Source organism: Mycobacterium sp. (assembly GCF_019247615.1).
In the GTDB taxonomy this organism is placed as follows: domain Bacteria; phylum Actinomycetota; class Actinomycetes; order Mycobacteriales; family Mycobacteriaceae; genus Mycobacterium.
In genome coordinates, this window is record NZ_JAFBAT010000179.1 from 1 (window position 1) to 17,199 (window position 17,199).

15 protein-coding genes, 1 tRNA gene and 3 pseudogenes are annotated in these 17,199 nt (G+C 68.5%); 2 read left to right on the top strand and 17 right to left on the bottom strand.

The window, feature by feature from the left end; all coding sequences use genetic code 11:
* The first annotated feature begins 58 nt into the window (after positions 1-58).
* Positions 59-144: transfer RNA gene (locus tag JO059_RS12130), tRNA-Leu, on the top strand.
* Between the two features lie 255 nt (positions 145-399).
* On the opposite strand, the gene JO059_RS12135 is transcribed toward JO059_RS12130, so the two are convergent.
* The 3 genes and pseudogenes from JO059_RS12135 to JO059_RS22935 form a co-directional block, all read right to left on the bottom strand.
* Positions 400-1,467, bottom strand: a complete 1,068-nt coding sequence (locus tag JO059_RS12135; RefSeq protein WP_293318948.1) for a hypothetical protein — start codon at positions 1,465-1,467, stop codon at positions 400-402.
* A gap of 5 nt (positions 1,468-1,472) precedes the next feature.
* Entirely contained in the window at positions 1,473-1,868 is a 396-nt protein-coding gene (locus JO059_RS12140) for a hypothetical protein (RefSeq protein WP_293318950.1), read from the bottom strand.
* Positions 1,869-2,066: 198 nt separating this feature from the next.
* Positions 2,067-2,234, bottom strand: a pseudogene (locus JO059_RS22935) (helix-turn-helix domain-containing protein); the annotation flags it as partial.
* 251 nt (positions 2,235-2,485) lie between these two features.
* Between JO059_RS22935 and JO059_RS12145 the strand changes: the two are divergent.
* Positions 2,486-3,169, top strand: a pseudogene (locus JO059_RS12145) (phosphoribosyltransferase); the annotation flags it as partial.
* A gap of 19 nt (positions 3,170-3,188) precedes the next feature.
* On the opposite strand, the gene JO059_RS12150 reads toward JO059_RS12145, so the two are convergent.
* From JO059_RS12150 to JO059_RS12215, 14 genes and pseudogenes are all read right to left on the bottom strand, one after another.
* Positions 3,189-3,554, bottom strand: coding sequence for a phage holin family protein (locus tag JO059_RS12150; protein WP_293318952.1), 366 nt, complete (start codon positions 3,552-3,554; stop codon positions 3,189-3,191).
* Positions 3,555-3,637: 83 nt separating this feature from the next.
* Positions 3,638-4,432: a DivIVA domain-containing protein gene (locus tag JO059_RS12155; protein WP_293318954.1), complete on the bottom strand. Its 795-nt coding sequence runs from the start codon at positions 4,430-4,432 to the stop codon at positions 3,638-3,640.
* Between the two features lie 236 nt (positions 4,433-4,668).
* Positions 4,669-4,959, bottom strand: coding sequence for a YggT family protein (locus JO059_RS12160; RefSeq protein WP_293318974.1), 291 nt, complete (start codon positions 4,957-4,959; stop codon positions 4,669-4,671).
* 131 nt (positions 4,960-5,090) lie between these two features.
* Positions 5,091-5,723, bottom strand: a complete 633-nt coding sequence (locus JO059_RS12165) for a cell division protein SepF (RefSeq protein WP_293318956.1) — start codon at positions 5,721-5,723, stop codon at positions 5,091-5,093.
* Between the two features lie 66 nt (positions 5,724-5,789).
* A complete protein-coding gene (locus tag JO059_RS12170) occupies positions 5,790-6,590 on the bottom strand; it encodes a YggS family pyridoxal phosphate-dependent enzyme (protein ID WP_293318976.1) in 801 nt (266 codons plus the stop codon).
* A 5-nt stretch (positions 6,591-6,595) separates the two neighbouring features.
* Positions 6,596-7,312, bottom strand: coding sequence for a peptidoglycan editing factor PgeF (pgeF, locus tag JO059_RS12175; RefSeq protein ID WP_293318958.1), 717 nt, complete (start codon positions 7,310-7,312; stop codon positions 6,596-6,598).
* A 102-nt stretch (positions 7,313-7,414) separates the two neighbouring features.
* Positions 7,415-8,578, bottom strand: a complete 1,164-nt coding sequence (gene ftsZ, locus JO059_RS12180) for a cell division protein FtsZ (protein ID WP_293318978.1) — start codon at positions 8,576-8,578, stop codon at positions 7,415-7,417.
* Positions 8,579-8,828: 250 nt separating this feature from the next.
* Positions 8,829-9,794 (bottom strand): cell division protein FtsQ/DivIB, encoded by a 966-nt coding sequence (locus JO059_RS12185; protein ID WP_293318960.1) that lies wholly within the window; start codon positions 9,792-9,794, stop codon positions 8,829-8,831.
* A complete protein-coding gene (gene murC / locus JO059_RS12190) occupies positions 9,791-11,290 on the bottom strand; it encodes a UDP-N-acetylmuramate--L-alanine ligase (protein ID WP_293318962.1) in 1,500 nt (499 codons plus the stop codon). The genes JO059_RS12185 and murC overlap by 4 nt, the downstream gene beginning before the upstream one ends.
* Positions 11,287-12,534, bottom strand: a complete 1,248-nt coding sequence (murG, locus tag JO059_RS12195) for an undecaprenyldiphospho-muramoylpentapeptide beta-N-acetylglucosaminyltransferase (RefSeq protein ID WP_293318964.1) — start codon at positions 12,532-12,534, stop codon at positions 11,287-11,289. Before murG ends, murC begins: the two co-directional genes overlap by 4 nt.
* A complete protein-coding gene (gene ftsW / locus JO059_RS12200; protein WP_293318966.1) occupies positions 12,531-14,189 on the bottom strand; it encodes a putative lipid II flippase FtsW in 1,659 nt (552 codons plus the stop codon). The genes murG and ftsW overlap by 4 nt, the downstream gene beginning before the upstream one ends.
* Before the next feature lie 6 nt (positions 14,190-14,195).
* On the bottom strand, positions 14,196-15,674 hold the full coding sequence (gene murD, locus JO059_RS12205; RefSeq protein ID WP_293318968.1) for a UDP-N-acetylmuramoyl-L-alanine--D-glutamate ligase: 1,479 nt from the start codon (positions 15,672-15,674) through the stop codon (positions 14,196-14,198).
* A complete protein-coding gene (gene mraY / locus JO059_RS12210) occupies positions 15,674-16,753 on the bottom strand; it encodes a phospho-N-acetylmuramoyl-pentapeptide-transferase (RefSeq protein ID WP_293318970.1) in 1,080 nt (359 codons plus the stop codon). The genes murD and mraY overlap by 1 nt, the downstream gene beginning before the upstream one ends.
* A pseudogene (locus JO059_RS12215) lies at positions 16,750-17,199 on the bottom strand (cyanophycin synthetase); the annotation flags it as partial. The pseudogene JO059_RS12215 and the gene mraY, both read right to left, overlap by 4 nt.

Genomic DNA, 17,199 nt, shown 5'->3' on the forward strand with positions numbered 1-17,199 from the left:
GGGTTGGGCGCGCGCATGGCTATCCGATAGCCTTAGCTGCCAACTCTCGTTTGGTCTTGTCCGAGTGGCGGAATGGCAGACGCGCTAGCTTGAGGTGCTAGTGCCCTACTAATGGGCGTGGGGGTTCAAGTCCCCCCTCGGACACAATTTGTTAGCTATTCATATCGAGAACCCGCTCTGAACTCGATCAGAGCGGATTTTCGGTATTTGCTGACGTGGACGGGGTATCGGCGTCGGCGCCCAAATTGTGCCCTACCGCTTCGCGAGAATCCCGGCCTACCGGCTCCATGCTCCTACTGCTGGGCCGGCCAAGTGCGGACGGTCCGCATCAATAAATGCGACGGACCGCTCTGTCCCCCAGGCAGCATCGGCCGGCCCATCGACCCATATGCAAGAGGTCTATCCAGTCGGCTCGGCCAGACGTTTCAGGAACTCATGGACCGCCTCAGGATCCTCAGCCGACCGCAACAGGCGATGACCGGCCGGAAGGTCACGCAACACGCGTCGGACAGCACGGCGGTCATCGGGGCGTGCCTGGCTAATCACCGCTCGCGGATCAAACAGCGCCAATCCGGCCAGCGCAATCAGGTCCTGCGCGTGGCGTTCAGGATCGCGACTATCCACCATCTGCGCGTGGGCTTTCGCGACCAAGGCACCCAACAAAGTTGGGCGACGGACATGGCCGACGCGTCCACCGATGTTCACCGGCAACTGTTCGGCCCGCGTGAGCGCCTGGTTGCCGCCAGCGGCCGACAGGCCGGGGCGTCCTGATGCCGTTGTGGGGTAACGGTCTTGGCGATCCAGGCCCTCGGGCAGCATCACGTCGATAGCAGTCTTGCCACGGGTGAACCGATACCCATAGCCGTCGGCGGTCTTTGCTTCATGGAATCCATTGCCCGTCAGGTAGAGCGCTGTCGTGCGCAACGCATCACGGCGGGTCCATACCCCAACGATGACGTCGCCGTCGTCGGTGGGCCGGTGCACTGTGATGCCGTGTTCGGCCAGGTGCAGCGCTGTCATCTGGCCGCCCACAAGGACCCACGGTGGCGGATCGGTCTCCTCAAAATCCAGCAGCGTCGACCACATCGCCGCCTGGTGCGCAGGCATGTCGGGCAGCAGTACCGCTTCACGGTCAATGGTCGGAATCCGCTCTGGGACGCTACGCAGGATCGCGTCCCAAGCTTGCAGATCGCCGTAAGTAAGAGTCGCCACATCATCGGCGGCCAGGCCGCGCAACGCACCAATATGCCGGTCTCGCTCAGGCTTATCCAGGGCGGGCGCCAACCCAACACGGGTGCAGAGCCGGTTCACCGCACCGTCAATGTCCCCACTGCCGGCCACGGTATGGTCTGGCGCGGATTCGACAATCCCGCAAAACATTTCGGTAGCACCGTCCACCGTTTGGCCAGTGATAGCAGCCAAGGCCGCCACCGCAGTCGCGTTGCATACGCCGATCGTGTCACCCACCAAATTCACCCTCTACGTGGCGCGTGCACGGCGCGAAGCGCGTGGCTCACAAGAGCGCAGCCGGCCGCCCGGGTGCGCGCGTCGGTGTCTTCAGCGAGATCGACGCCGGCGATTAGCCGCGGCGCCACCTTGCTCTCCAACACGGCATCGGACAACCGAGAATCCGTAGTCCGCAACGTGAGATTGCCTCGCGCACTGTCGATCAGAATGAAATCCTTCACGAGCTTGCGATGAACGCGCTCATCGACATACGCGTCGGCGAAACCGCCGGTACCCAGCCCGAGATCGTAGGCCTCGACGGTGCTGATCCCGGTGGCCAAGACACCATCGGCACCGAGCAACTCCGTAATATCGCGTTCACCGATCCTGTAGCGGCACACCGACAGCGCACGCCGCGCCAACCACCGCTGAACCTGCGCGCAGGTGTTGCTGCTCTTGATGTCGACACCCGCCAGGCGACGGCGTAATCGAGTCCGTTCGTTCGGACCCAGCCCATCTCGCTGGCTATCGCACAGAGCGGCCGCCGCCCACGCGATCCGCGGTGCGAACGGACGCCCAGTCGCACCCGCGACCGTCAACTCGTACTGGCGATCGAGACTGTCGACGTCAACGAGCCACTGACGACCGGCCCGGGTCGCCGTCAATGCTCCAGCAGCGATCAGAGCGCGCACCCTAGACGGGTTCACGCCCAAGCGCTCCGCGGCTTGCGCTGCGGTGACCATATCTGACACGCACACAACTATAGCGATAACGATATAGTTGTGCATATTTCTCCTGGTCAATGACCCACCTGGAAGACCTCGACCCGTGTCGCAGGAGGCCAAGTCCCCCCTCGGACAACCTGCGGACGCCCGCACAATTGCGCCCGGCCCCGCCGATCCGCGCCGGTGAGACGGTTCTGGCGATCGTCGCCGCGCGGACCCCCCGAAACACCAAGCTGCACAACGCAGTTCGCGGCGGCCCAGGGTCGAGCCGCAATGCCCCTGGTCAGTCGGCCGAAAGCCGGTAGCCTGGAGGACGGCCAATGAATCCACCGAGCGGCTTCCTCCGGCGAACGGCGACGCGCACGTTCCGCGACCGCCGCGAAGCGGGCCGCGCGCTGGCCGAGGAATTGTCGTCCTACCGCGACCAGGACGATGTTGTCGTGTTCGGATTGGCACGTGGCGGCGTCCCGGTGGCATGGGAAATCGCCGCGGCCCTCAAAGCCCCGCTCGACGTATTCCTGGTCCGCAAGCTCGGGGTTCCGCGATGGTCGGAGCTCGCGATGGGCGCCTTGGCGAGCGGCGGCGGTGTGGTCATGAACGACAATGTGCTCTCCAGCCTGCACATCACCGACGAGCAGGTACGCGAGGTGATCGCCAGCGAAACCGCCGAGCTCACCCGCCGCGAGACGGCCTATCGGAGCGGGCGCCCGATGACCGACCCGAGTGGCAAGACCGTGATCCTCGTGGACGACGGGATCGCCACCGGCGCCAGCATGCTGGCGGCCGTCCGGGCGCTGCGGGCCGCCGGCCCGCGATCGATCGTCGTCGCCGTCCCCGTCGGGCCCCGTGAAACCTGCGGCGAGCTCGCGCGGGAAGCGGACCACGTGGTATGCGCGACCATGCCGCCGGGGTTCGAAGCCGTCGGGCAGGCATACGACGATTTTCACCAGGTCAGTGACGATGAGGTGCGCGCGCTGCTCGCAACACCCACAGCCTGAAGACTGTTAGGGGGCTCGGCTACTTGGTCCGGTCGTCGTTGCGGCCGTCGCCCGATGTGGCCGACTCCCGACCCGCGTCGCTGGTGGTGTGTTCGGACGACTCGTGGAGGGCGGTGTCCCCGGGGTATCCCTCGTCCGGGATTTCCTCGGGGTATTCGACCCAGGCTTGGGCGTCCCCTCCGGCCGCTGCCTGATCTTCTTTGTCGTGATCTTCGCCACCGGCGTCGCGCCGTCGACGCTCCCGCAATGCGTCGATGATCAGCAGCACGACGCCGAGGATGCTGGCGCCGATGCACACCCATGCCACCAGCTCATTGCTCGTCACCACCGCAAACACCAACGCGACGAGCCCGATAAGGGCTAATACCAGCGCAATGATCAGCATCCGTCATCCTCCAGCCGACGAGCGAACCGCCAGGCCCGGCGCACTTGAACGCGGCGTGGGTCGGAGCGGTTCGAGGCTAGTTATTACCGATTGAATTGGTCGAACCCACCGCCGTCGGCGCTGGAGTCGACGGGCGCCGCGGATCCGCGCTGGCCCAGTTCCTCGAGCTGAGATTCCAGGTAGGTCTTGAGCCGGGTGCGGTATTCGCGTTCGAAGGTACGCAGCTGCTCGAGTCGGCCTTCCAACACGGTGCGCTGCTGGTTGATGGTTCCCATGATTTCGGAGTGTTTGCGCTCGGCGTCGGCCTGCAGGGCGTCGGCCTTCTCTTGGGCCTGACGCAGTTGTGCCTCGGAACGAGACTGAGCATCGCCCAGCATGGCGTCGGCGCGCTGGCGGGCCTCGGCGACCGTGGTCTCGGCGGTGTGACGGGCCTCACTGAGGATTTGGTCGGCGTTGGCGCGGGCGTCGGCGAGCATTTTTTCCGATTCGGCCTTGGCGGTGCCGGTGAGCCGGTCGGCGGTGTCCTGCGCCAGCGCCAGGACGCGGGCGGCCTTCATGGCCTGTTCCTCGTTGGTTCCCGACGGCGCGGCGGGAGCCGCCGGCACGACGACGGGCGCCTGCTTGACCGGCTCGGGCTCCGGCTCGAAGGCAGGCATCGCCTGGGTGGGGGCGGCGGCCCCGCCGCCGCCAGCGGCGGCCAGCTCGCGGTCCAGCTCCTCTATCCGTTGACGCAGATCGGAGTTCTCTTCTATGAGCCGCGTCAGCTCGTTTTCCACCAGGTCGAGAAAGGCGTCGACCTCGTCCTCGTTGTAACCGCGCTTGCCGATCGGCGGCTTACTGAACGCCACATTGTGGACGTCGGCTGGTGTAAGCGGCATTGTTCGTCCCCTCGAGTTCCTGTCAAACGATCTGGAAAGTGTAGAACGGAGTGGTTGCCGTCGTGCAACTGGCGTCCATCCTGTCACATCAGACCCGGCGGTAGCCGATTAGCCCGATTAATAAGATCCAATTTCACACGGTCAGAGCAATAAAATCCAAATCCTTAGATTTTTTAAATCCGGGCCGCCAAACCGACGCTAAATCGTGGCTGAACTGTCTCCCGGCTTCGGGCCCGTCACACCGCGGCACTGAATGCCAGTTGCATGCCGATGAATGCCACCAGCAGCAGCACCATGATCGACAGGTCGAAGCGGACCGCTCCGATGGTGAGCTGCGGGATCAGCCGGCGGAGCAGCTTCACCGGCGGATCGGTGATCGTCATGATGCTTTCGAGGATGACCACGGTAATGCCGGTCGGACGCCAGTCACGGCTGAACGAGCGGATGAATTCCACGACGACCCGGGCGATGAGCAGCAGCCAGAAGATGAACAGCGCGAACCCAAGGATCTTAAAAAACAGCACCAACTCTACAAGCCCCGACGTTGACGAAAAGATGACCGACACTGACCGACACTGTCGGTCGCCGCTCACGAGAGCGGCCATCGTCAGCGTACCGACTCTGGGGCGCGGCGCGCGCCAGACCGCGGCGGGTGAGGCTATTGGTAAGCGTAGAAGCCGGTTTCGGCGATGCGGCGGCGCTCCTCCGGTGACACGTCCACATCGGCGGGCGACAGCAGGAACACCTTGGTCGCCACCTTGTCGAACGAGCCACGCAGCGCGAAGGCCAAGCCGGCCGCGAAGTCGACCAACCGCTTGGCGTCGGCGTTGTCCATGGATACGAGATCCATGATGACCGGGGTGCCGTCGCGGAACCGCTCGCCGATGGTGCGGGCCTCGCTGTAGTCCTTGGGCCGCAGCGTGGTGATTTTCGAAAGCGGGTGGCCCTCTTCGAACATCATCGCCATGCGGCGTGGGTCCATCGCGAGCGCGCCCCGAGTGGAATTGCGCAACCAGGACCCGAGCCGCGGCCTGCTCATCTCGGGCCGCTCAAACTCGCGAGGGTGGAAGCGCGGTTCGTCCCCGTAGCCGCCTCGGTAGCTGCTGGGCGGCGGATAGTCCGGTTCGCCGCGCGGGTCGTCGTAGTCGCGCCCCTCGTAGCGGCCGTACCCGTCATCGAACCTCGGACGAGGGAAACCGCGGGAGGGCGCGCGGTCGTCGTAGTACTCGTCGTCGTACTCCTCCATGGGAGCCATACCGAAGTAGGCCTTGACCTTGTGCAGTGTGCTCATTGCGTAACCCCTTCTAGCCCCTGGGAAGTATGGTGTCCGTGATGAAGGTGTGACTACAGTGACTACTTACGGTGACGGTAACCGCCGCGGACCCATTAGCGCGGTACCGACACGCACACATGTCGAACCATGTTTGACGGCGCTCTCGAAATCGTCGGACATGCCAGCGGACAGGCCCACCGCCGTCGGGTGCGCCACCAGCACGCGGCGGTGCTCCGCTTGCAGCAGGTCAAAGGCCCGGTCGGGCTCCCAGTCCAGCGGCGCAATGCCCATCAACCCCACGAGTCGCAGGCTCCTCGACTCCTCGACCTGCGCGCAGATGTCATCCACGGCGCCCGGCGCGGTAATGTCCACGCCGCCGCGAGACGCGTCGCCGTCGAGGCTGATCTCGACGTAAACCCGCAGCGGGTGCTGCCGGCGGCCCTCGAACAGTGCCGCCGATACGGCCCGATCGAGCGCGGCCACCAGCCGCGAACTGTCGATCGAGTGCGCGGTGTGCGCCCAATTAGCCAACGAGCGCGCCTTATTCCGCTGGATCCGGCCCACCATGTGCCAATGCATATCCCGCAAGTCATCTCGCGCGGAAGCCGGCGACGAGTTGCGGGCCAACCGAGCGACTTCCGCTACCTTCGCCGAGGCTTCCTGATCCCGAGATTCGCCGACGGAACGACAACCCAATCGAGACAAAATCACCACATCGGTTGCCGGAAAGAATTTGGTTATGGGCAGCAGTTCAATTTCGCTGACATTGCGTCCCGCCGCTTCAGCGGCGGCCGCAAGTCGCGATCGCACGGCGGCCAACGCGTGGGTCAATTCCGATTCACGATTGTTCCCCTTTGATCCGGGGCCCGCCGCGCCAACCGCCATCGCGGTCATTCCATCCAGACCAGCGACGCCAGCCGGCCGGTCGGCGCATCCCGGCGATGACTGAACAGCGCCGGGTCGGCCACCGTGCAGCGCGGATCGATGTCGATCGCCGTCACACCCAAATCCCTGAGCTGGCAGGCGATTCCGGCCCGAAGGTCGAGGCCGGGCGTGCCGGCTGCGGTGGTGGTCCGGCTGCCCGGCAACGCGGCCTCGACCTCGTCGGCCATCGCCGCCGGCACTTCATAGTTGCGACCGCTGACAGCCGGGCCGAGCAGCGCCGAGATGTCGGTGGCGTGCGCGCCCAGGGCCACCATCGCCTGCACCGTACGAGCCACGACCCCCCGTTGCGCACCGACGCGGCCCGCATGGGCGGCCGCGACCACGCCGGCCCGAGCGTCGGCCAGCAACACCGGCACACAGTCGGCGGTCACCACCGCCAGCGCGAGCCGGGGCGTACGAGTGACCAACGCGTCGGCGCCCAACTCGCCCCCGACGGCGCCCGGCTGCGGCCCGTCGACCACCTCGACTCGGTCGCCGTGGACCTGGTTCATCCACACCACTCGGTCGACGCCAAGGCCGATGGCGGCGGCGAGCCGGGCCCGGTTGGCCGCCACCGCATCGGTGTCGTCACCGACGTGGTCGCCGAGGTTGAAGGTGTCAAACGGCGGCGCCGACATACCGCCCGCGCGCGTGGTGGTGACCCGTCGGATACGTACGCTCACGTGACCAGTATCCTCAAAGCCCTTGTCCGGCAAGATACCCCGGCTCGACCTCATTCGGGGCCGGGACGCACACGTCACGACCGTGTCGGCTTTTCTCGGGCCTCAGCGGCGCATGAACGGCGGCACGTCGACGTCGTCGTCGTCACCGCCGATACTGAGCGTCGCACCGTTGGTCTGCAGCGGCACGCTGACCGCGTCGACAGGCTCGAACAGCGTCGAGGTGAGCTTGCCCGCCTTGGCGGACTCGATCCGGTGCGCACCGCCTGCCTTCTCGCCGGCGGTGCCGCCCAGAGCGCCCATGACGGGTTTGCGACCTGGCCCGGCGGCGTCGAATCCGGCCGCGATGACCGTCACCCGCACCTCGTCGCCCAGCGAGTCGTCGATCACGGTGCCGAAAATGATGTTCGCGTCCTGATGGGCGGCGTCCTGCACCAGGGAGGCCGCCTCGTTGATCTCGAACAGGCCCAGGTCGCTGCCGCCGGCGATCGACATCAGCACGCCCTGGGCGCCCTCCATCGAGGCTTCCAGCAGCGGGGAGTTGATGGCGATCTCGGCTGCCTTGAGGGAACGGCCCTCGCCGCGGGCGGAGCCGATGCCCATCAGCGCGGTGCCGGCGCCCGACATGATGCCCTTGACGTCGGCGAAGTCGACGTTGATCAACCCCGGCGTGGTGATCAGGTCGGTGATGCCCTGCACGCCATTGAGCAGCACTTCGTCGGCGCTGCGAAACGCGTCCATCAGCGATACGGCGGCGTCGCCCATCTGCAGCAACCGGTCGTTCGGGATCACGATCAGCGTGTCGCAGCTCTCGCGCAGTGCGGCAATGCCGGCTTCGGCCTGGTTGCCGCGCCGTTTGCCCTCGAAGGAGAACGGCCGGGTGACCACGCCGACGGTCAGCGCGCCCAGCTTGCGGGCGACGCTCGCGACGACGGGCGCCCCGCCGGTGCCGGTGCCGCCCCCTTCGCCCGCGGTGACGAAGACCATGTCCGCCCCGCGCAGCAGCTCCTCGATCTCGTCCTTGGCATCTTCGGCGGCCTTGCGGCCGACCTCGGGGTCCGCGCCGGCGCCCAATCCTCGGGTGGAGTCGCGGCCGACGTCGAGCTTCACGTCGGCGTCGCTCATCAACAGCGCCTGCGCGTCGGTGTTGATCGCGATGAATTCCACGCCCTTGAGGCCCTGTTCGATCATCCGGTTGACGGCGTTGACGCCGCCGCCACCGATACCCACAACCTTGATCACGGCCAAGTAGTTGTGCGGGGGGGTCATCATTCGTCTTCCTCCCTGATGGGACCTGGTGGGACTCGGGTGCTCCGCCTGGCCAAACCCTCAACCTCAACCATAGGCTTAGAGTTATGTCAAGTAGTTCCGCGCAACCAGAACGGTATGGGTACGACGCGCCCTAACCCCGCAGGCGCGCCGACGCGCGGTGCGCAAATTTTTCCGCCGCCGAGAGTGCGGCTGGCCGCACCGTCGCCGCCGAGGGTGCGGCTGGCCGCACTCTCGGCGCCCGGCGACGTTACTTGACGGTCGGCAGATCCGGGCTGGACACGTCGTAGGTCTTCCCGGGCTGCGTCAACAGCGCCCCGAGTTTTTCGGCCTTCTCGTCCGCGCGGTCGGTGGTCCCCCAAATGACCAGCCGCCCGTCGTTCAGCGTCAGCGTGATCGAGGCCACCGACGGCGCCGCGATCCGGGCAACCTGGCCCGCGACTTCGGGGCGCAGGGCCGTCAGCACCTGCAGCGCGGCCTTGGTAGCCGGGTCGGTCGGCCCGGGATCGGCGACATCGATGTAGGGCAGCGCCGGCGGCGGCGGCGCGGTCGCGAAGTCGACCCCGTCGCGGTCAAAGAGGTGTGGACCGTCGGGAAAGTCCTTCACCGCCACGGGAACCCGCTCGACGACGGTGATGCGCAGCGCCGACGGATACTCGCGCTGCACTCGAGCGCTGGCCACCCGCCGGATGGCCGCCACCCGTTCGGCGACCTCGTTGGTGTTGATCTGCAGCAGAGGGGTTCCCGGCCGCACCCCTGCGGCGTCGAGGACCTCCTCACGCGTGACGCTCCCGATTCCCGTGACGACGATGTTGCGCGCCGACATCACGGGCGTGAAATACAGGACCAGCCCGAGGCCCACGCCGATGACGGCCAGGACCACACTGGCAAGCAGCATCTTCAAGCCGCGAACAACGCCGCGCGCCGGTTTCTTGGCGGGGTACGGCTGGCTGGCGATTCCACCGGCCTGGCGCTTGGCCTGGCGGCGAGCCTCCTCGATGGCTCGGGCGCGTGCCTGCGCGGCGCGGCGTTCAGCCCGTTCCCGGCGGGCGCGCCGCCGCGGACCCTCGAACTCCGCCCCTTCACCGTCCCCCGGCCCGGCGACGAGCGGCTCGGTGACCGCGCCGTCGGCGCCGTTCAGTGGCGAGTCGTCGCCGGATTCGGCCACCACGTCGGTCGGCGTGGCCCCGGGTGGTTCAGGGGTCGGCTCGGTCATTGCAGCACTTCCGGCCGGCCCGGCGCGCTGCGGTTGGCGCGCAATCGCAGCGCGGTCACGATTTCGGGGCCCAGTAAGGTCACGTCGCCTGCGCCCATCGTGACGATCACATCGCCCGGGCGTGCGACCGCGGCCACCTCGCCGGGGACCGCGGAGAAGTCCCGAAGGTAGCGCACGGGCGCGCTGACGTGCTCGGCGACGCTGGCCCCGCTGACGCCGGCGATCGGTTGTTCGCGGGCGCCGTAGACGTCGAGGACGAACACCTCATCGGCGGCACTCAGCGCGCGACCGAACTCCGCGGCGAAAGCCTTTGTCCGCGAATACAAGTGGGGCTGAAACACCACGAGGCACCGACCTCCGCCGTCCTCCTCCAGCACCGTGCGCACCGCGGACAGCGTGGCATCGATCTCCGTCGGGTGGTGTGCGTAGTCGTCGAACACCCGGACCACCAAGCTCGGGTCCTGGCCGGTTCCCGAGGTTCCGACCAATTCGAAGCGGCGGCGCACACCCTCAAAGCCGGCCAGCCCGTCGAGCACCTCGTCGGCCGTCGCGCCGATCTCGAGGGCGGCCAGCAATGCGCCCAGCGCGTTGAGGGCCATATGGCGTCCGGGAACCGAGAGCCGCATCACCCGCGGGTGCGGTTCCGGGTCGAGTTGGGCAGCCAGTTGGATGTGTGCGACCGTCTCCGTGCCGTGTTGCTCCCACGAAAACAGTGCGGCCGCCAAATCGCCACCGGACTGGTCGGCGGAGCCGTACCGCAGCACCCGGATTCCCAGCTCACTGCTGCGTTGGGCGAGGGCCGCCGCTCCCGGGTCATCGGTGCACACGATGAGCGCGCCGCCGGGGGCCAGCCGCTCCACGAACGAGTCGAAGACCTCGACATAGGCCGCGGCGCTGCCGTAGAAGTCCAGGTGATCGCTCTCGATGTTGGTGACCACCGCGACGTTCGGGGTGTACTCCAAAAGCGAGCCGTCGCTTTCATCGGCCTCGGCGACGAAGCAGTCGCCGCTCCCATGGTGGGCGTTGGTCCCGGCCTCGCCGAGTTCCCCGCCGACGGCAAAGGACGGGTCACGTCCGCAGTGCTGCAGGGCGACGATCAGCATGGACGTCGTCGTCGTCTTCCCGTGGGTGCCGGTGACCATCAGCGTGGTGCGCCCGGCCATCAGCGTGGCCAGCACGGCCGGCCGCAGGATGATCGGGATGGCGCGCCGGCGCGCTTCGACGAGCTCGGGGTTGGTCTTCGGGATGGCCGCGTGGGTGGTGATGACCGCGGTGGGGCCGCCGGGCAGCAGATCCAATGAGGTCGCGTCGTGGCCGACCCGAACCAGCGCCCCCCGGGCGCGCAGCGCGTGCAAACCGCGCGACTCCTTGGCGTCCGACCCGGATACCAGCGCTCCGCGGTCCAGCAGGATCCGGGCGATGCCCGACATCCCGGCTCCCCCGATGCCGACCATGTGGACGCGCTGGAGCTCGGCGGGCAGCGGTTCGGCGGTCACGGTCTTTCCCCGCCCGCCGCGGCGCGATGGCGTGTGCGCGCGATGTCCAAAGCCGCCTGGGCCACCTGTCGGGCGGCGTCGCGATGGCCGACCCGCGCGGCGGCGGCGGTCATCGCCGCCAACCGGGGCGGATCGGTGAGCAGACCGGTCACCTGTTCGGCGACCACCGCCGGCGTCAGGGCGGCATCGGCCACCAGCGCGCCGCCCCCGGCGTTCACCACCGGCAGCGCGTTGAGCCGCTGCTCGCCGTTGCCGATCGGCAGTGGAACGTAGATGGCGGGCAGGCCGACGGCCGAGACTTCGGCGACCGTCATCGCGCCCGATCGGCAGATCACTAGATCGGCCGCAGCGTAGGCCAGGTCCATCCGGTCGAGATAGGGAACCGCCACGTAGGGCGGGTCGCCTGGCTCGGGCTCGCGCAGCTCGAGGGTGTTCTTGGGTCCGTGGGCGTGCAGCACGGACACTCCGGCGGCGGCCAGGGCGGCGGCGGCGCCCGAGACGGCGCGGTTGAGCGATACCGCGCCCTGGGAACCGCCGAACACCAACAGCACCCGGGCGTCGTCGGCGAAGCCGAAGTGCTGGCGTGCCTCGCCGCGCAACGCCGCGCGGTCGAGCGTGGTGATGGCCGCCCGGACCGGTACGCCGACCACCTCGGCGCCGCGCAAACCGCAATCGGGCACCGCCGAGAGCACCCGGTCCGCGCCGCGGGCGCCGACGCGGTTGGCCAGCCCGGCACGGGCATTCGCTTCGTGGATCACCACCGGGACTCGGCGCCTCGAACGCGGCGACCCGGCACCGCCCCGGCCACCGCGCGCCGCCAGATACGCCGGTAGAGCCACGTATCCCCCGAAGCCGACGACCACGTCGGCGCCGACGGCGTCGAGCACCGCGCGGGTCTCCCGGACCGCCCGCCACACCCGCGGCGGCAGGCGCGCAAGGTCCCCGCTGAGCTTCCGCGGCAGCGGCACCGGCGTGATCAGCTCGAGGTGATAGCCGCGCTCGGGCACCAGCCGGGTCTCCAGTCCGCGTGCGGTGCCCAACGCCGTGATCCGGACGCGCGGATCCAGCGCTGTCAGCGCATCGGCGACCGCCATGGCGGGCTCCACGTGGCCGGCCGTACCGCCGCCGGCGAGCACGACCGACAAGCAATCAAGACATGACGGGGAATTGACCGATGACGCGGAACCGGCGGGCGGGGGGCTGGCCCCCAACCCGCCGGCCGGCTGTTTGGCCGTGCCGTTCACCCGTAACGCTGACCTTCCAATGCGCGAGTTCGCCGTTTCCGACGCGGGCCGGCGCCCTGGCTGATGGAGCGCTGGCCAGATCCATGATGCACTGCACGCCGAGCCGGCCGGGCAGCTGTTCGGCCGCCGGCCGGCCGCAGCGGGGTATCGGAGGTCCGGGAAGCCTTGCGGGGGCCGGCCGGGGAGGCCTTCCGGCCCCCGTTGGCTGGGGATTGCTTCACCCGCTTGCGGTCGCGGAACGCCTCGAGACGGCTGGGCACATACGGCTCGGGCAGCGGCAGCCTCAGCAGCCGGTTGACCTTGTCGTCGCGCCCGGCGCGCAGTGCGGCCACCGCCTCCGGTTCGTGCCGCGCCGCGTTGGCCATCATCCCGATCATGAAAAGGGTTGCCGCCGTTGATGTCCCACCCGCGGAAATGAGGGGTAGCTGCAGGCCGGTAACCGGCAAGACACCGATCACATACCCGATGTTGATGAACGCCTGACCGAGAATCCACATCGTTGTCGTCGCGGTCAACAGCCGCAGGAAGGGATCGGCGGACCGGCGCGCGATGCGCATCCCGGTGTATGCGAACACCCCGAAAAGCGCGAGCAGTCCGAACGCGCCGACAAAACCGAGTTCCTCGCCGATGATCGCGAAGATGAAGTCGTTGTGCGCATTCGGCAGATAGTTCCACTTGGCGACGCCCTGGCCGAGACCGTCGCCGAAGACGCCGCCGTGTGCCAGCGCGAATTTCGCCTGCCGTGCCTGGTAGCCGGTGTCCTGCGGGTCATTCTCCGGGTTCATCCAGGACCGCACCCGGTCCGAGCGATAGCCCGCGGACATCGCCAGCACCGCTCCCGCGGCGAAGACCGCGATCAGTGAGGTGCCGAACACCCGCAACGGCAGCCCCGCATACCACAGCAGCGCCAACAGGATGATGCCCAGCGACACCGTCTGGCCGAGGTCGGGCTGGGCCACGATCAAGGCCAGGGCGATGACCGCCGCCGGGACCAACGGGATCAGCATCTCGCGCAGAGAGGCGCGCTCCATGCGCCGGGCCGCCAGCAGATGCGCACCCCAGATGGCGAACGCGATCTTCGCCAGCTCGGAGGGCTGCATCGAAAACCCGGCAATCACAAACCATTTCCGGGAGCCGTTGGCCAGGTTGCCGATCCCGGGAACGAGCACGAGCACGAGCAGGATGACGGTCACCACGTATCCGGTGAAGGCGACGCGCCGGACGAACCGGACCGACACCCGCAACGCCAGATACGCGCCGATGACCCCGATGACGGTCCAGAGCACCTGCTTGCCGAAGATCACCCACGCCGACCCGTCGGCGCCGTAGGACCGCACGCCCGAGGCCGACAGCACCATGATCAGGCCCAGCGTCGTCAGCAACCCCGCGACGGCGATGATCAGGTGAAACGACGTCATGGGCCGGCCGAGCCAGGCACCGAACCGGCTGCGCAGGCCGCTGCGTTCCGCGGCTGCCTGATGCTTGTCGCCCTTGCTCGCAGCCGACGCGTCGACGGTCTCGAAAGCGTCCGTCGTAGCCTCCCCGTCGGGGGCTTCCGATGACGCCTCGCCGTGCTCGCCGTCTTCGGAAGCCGTCTCCGTCGCTTTGCCGCGGCGGGTGCCCCGAGGTAAGAGGCGGGTCAGCGCGTTACCCACGCCCGCCTACCGGATCGCCGCACGGACGGCGGCAGCGAAGGCGTCGCCCCGGTCGGCGTACCCGGAGAACTGGTCGAAGGAGGCGCCGGCCGGCGCGAGCAGGACCGTGTCCCCCGGCTTGGCCATTCGCCGGGCCGCGGCCACGGCCGCCGTCATGACACGAGCTCCCAAATCACCGCCCGAGCGTCCAACTTCTGTCACATCTGCATCAGAAACCACAGGGGTCGCATCCATATCAGCATCCTCGCCTGTCACAACGTGGACGACGGGGACATCCGGCGCGTGTCGCGATAACGCCTGTGCAACCTCCGATCGATCCCGGCCGATGAGCACCGCGCCGACCAGGCGCGACGCGACCCTGCTGACCTCCGCGTCGACCGATGCGCCCTTCAGCAGACCCCCGGCCACCCACACCACGCGCGGATACGCCAGCACCGAGGCCTCGGCGGCGTGCGGATTGGTGGCCTTGGAGTCGTCGACGTAGGTGATCCCGCCGGCGACGGCCACCACCTCCGCCCTGTGCCGGCCCAGCCGAAACGACGCCACGGCGTCGGCGATGGCCTCCGCGGGCACGCCGACGCTGCGAGCCAAGGCGGCGGCGGCCAGGGCGTCGAGCACTCCGACGGGACCGGGCACCGGTATCGACTCGGCCGGCAACAGCGCCAGGTCGTCGGCGAAGGCGCGGTCGACCAGTTGCCCACCGCGGACGCCGAGTTCACCCGGGGCCGGTTCTCCCAGCCGGAAGCCGACCCGCACCGGCGCCGCCGTGGTGTCCAGCAGGGCAGCGGCCCGGCTGTCGTCCAGCCCCACCACCGCCACTCGGCCACCCAGCACCCTGGCCTTCGCGGCGGTGTATTCGGCCATCGTGGCGTGCCAGTCCAGATGGTCTTCGGCGATGTTGAGGACCACGCCTGCCTCGGGCACCAGCGACGGCGCCCAGTGCAGCTGGAAACTGGACAGCTCGACGGCCAGCAGTTCGGCGGCCCGGGCGCAGTCTCGTTCCAGAACGTCGAGCACGGGGCTGCCGATGTTGCCGCACAGGACGCTGTTTCGGCCACCCGCGGTCAGCATGGCGTGCAGCATCGAGGTGGTCGTCGTCTTGCCGTTCGTCCCGGTCACCGCCAGCCAGCGCCGCGGCGGCCCGTAGCGGCCGGCGGCGTCGAGCCGCCAGGCCAATTCCACGTCGCCCCAGATGGGCACTCTCGCCCGTGCCGCGGCGGCCAGCAGCGGAGTGGTCGGTGAGAAGCCAGGGCTGGTGACCACCAGCGAGTATCGGGAGATTTGCTGGGCCGCCGTCGACGGCGTCGTCGCCGCCACTCCGCGTTCCGCGTATTGACCCAGCACGACCGGGTCGTCGTCGCACAGGGTGGGTGCCGCCCCGAAGCGGGTCAGGGCCGCCAGCACCGCCCTGCCGGTCACGCCGGCGCCGGCCACCAGCACGGGTGCGCCCGGCGCCAAGGGATCCAGGGGATCGTGACCGCTCATCACGCACCGATCGTGGCGAGCCAGTCACCGTAGAACAGCGCGACGCCCAGGCCGCAGGTGATCGCGGTGAGCAGCCAAAAACGGATGATCACGGTGGTTTCGGCCCAGCCGGCCAATTCGAAGTGGTGATGGAACGGCGCCATCCGGAACACCCGGCGCCCGGTGGTGCGAAAGGCCAGGATCTGCAACACGACGGAGGTGATCTCGGCGACGAACAGTGATCCCAGCACGATCGCGAGGATCTCGGTGCGGCTGGTGACGGACAACCCCGCGATGATGCCGCCCAGCGCCAGGGACCCGGTGTCCCCCATGAAGATCTTGGCGGGCGCGGCGTTCCACCACAAAAAGCCGATGCAGGCGCCCGCGGTGGCGGCCGCGACCAGCGCCAGGTCCAGCGGGTCGCGCACGTTGTAGCAGCCCAGACCCGGCGCGGTGGCGCACGCGTTGCGGTACTGCCAGAAGGTGATCAGCACGTAGGCGCCGGTGACCATCGCCATGCTGCCGGCGGCCAGCCCGTCCAGGCCGTCGGTGAAGTTGACCGCGTTCGACCACGCGTAGACGATCACCACGCAAAACAGCACGAACAGCGCGGGAGCCAGCGTGACCGTCGCGATCTCGCGCACATAGGAGAGGTCGGGGCTGGCCGGGGTCAGGCCGCTCGGGTTGTGGAACTGCAGCACCAGCACGCCGAACAGCACGGCGGCGACGACTTGCCCCGCGGTCTTGGCCGTCTTGTTCAACCCGAGGTTGCGCGACCTGCGAATCTTGATCAGATCGTCGAGGAACCCGACGCCGCCAAGGGCGGTGGCCAACCCCAGCACCAGCAGACCCGAGGCGGAGATGCCCTCGCCGCCGAACGCCAGCCCGGCTATGTGCGCGCCCAGGTAACCCGCCCAGATGCCGGCCAAGATCGCGACACCGCCCATCGACGGGGTGCCGCGCTTCGTGTGATGGCTCGGCGGTCCGTCCTCGCGGACGTGGTGGCCGAACCCCTGCCTGGTGAACAGCCGGATCAGCGCCGGCGTCAGCAGGATGGACACGGTCAGCGCGATGGCAACGGCGATGAGGATCTGCCTCACGCGGGAGCCCCGGTGTCGGCCGCCAGCGCCTCCGCGAGTGCGCCCAGCCCGGCGGCGTTCGACGCCTTGACCAGGACGACGTCGCCGGGCCGCAGCTCAGCACGCAACAGGGCCAGCGCGGCGTCGCCGTCGGGCACGCTGACCGCCCCCCGGTCAGCCCCGCCGTCGGACCCCAGATCACCGGACGTGCCCCACGAGCCCCACGCCCCTTCCAGGACAGCCCCGTGGTGCATGGCGCTCATCGACCTCCCGGTTCCCACGACAACGAGTCGAGACACATCTAAGCGCACCGCGAGGCGCCCGATGCGATCGTGCTCGGTGATCGCGTCTTCACCGAGCTCGGCCATCTCGCCGAGCACCGCCCAGCTGCGCCGGACGGCGGACCCGCCCTTCTCCCCGCGGTGCGCGATCCAGGCCAGCGCCTGCAGTCCCGCTCGCATCGAGTC

What these genes read in the sequence shown, in the direction of transcription:
- murD (WP_293318968.1), bottom strand. Translation starts at nt 15,674, where the DNA reads ATGAGCGGTCACGATCCCCTGGATCCCTTGGCGCCGGGCGCACCCGTG.
- JO059_RS12165 (WP_293318956.1), bottom strand. Translation starts at nt 5,723, where the DNA reads ATGAGCACACTGCACAAGGTCAAGGCCTACTTCGGTATGGCTCCCATG.
- JO059_RS12155 (WP_293318954.1), bottom strand. Translation starts at nt 4,432, where the DNA reads ATGCCGCTTACACCAGCCGACGTCCACAATGTGGCGTTCAGTAAGCCG.
- ftsZ (WP_293318978.1), bottom strand. Translation starts at nt 8,578, where the DNA reads ATGACCCCCCCGCACAACTACTTGGCCGTGATCAAGGTTGTGGGTATC.
- JO059_RS12185 (WP_293318960.1), bottom strand. Translation starts at nt 9,794, where the DNA reads ATGACCGAGCCGACCCCTGAACCACCCGGGGCCACGCCGACCGACGTG.
- JO059_RS12150 (WP_293318952.1), bottom strand. Translation starts at nt 3,554, where the DNA reads ATGCTGATCATTGCGCTGGTATTAGCCCTTATCGGGCTCGTCGCGTTG.
- JO059_RS12170 (WP_293318976.1), bottom strand. Translation starts at nt 6,590, where the DNA reads ATGGCGGTTGGCGCGGCGGGCCCCGGATCAAAGGGGAACAATCGTGAA.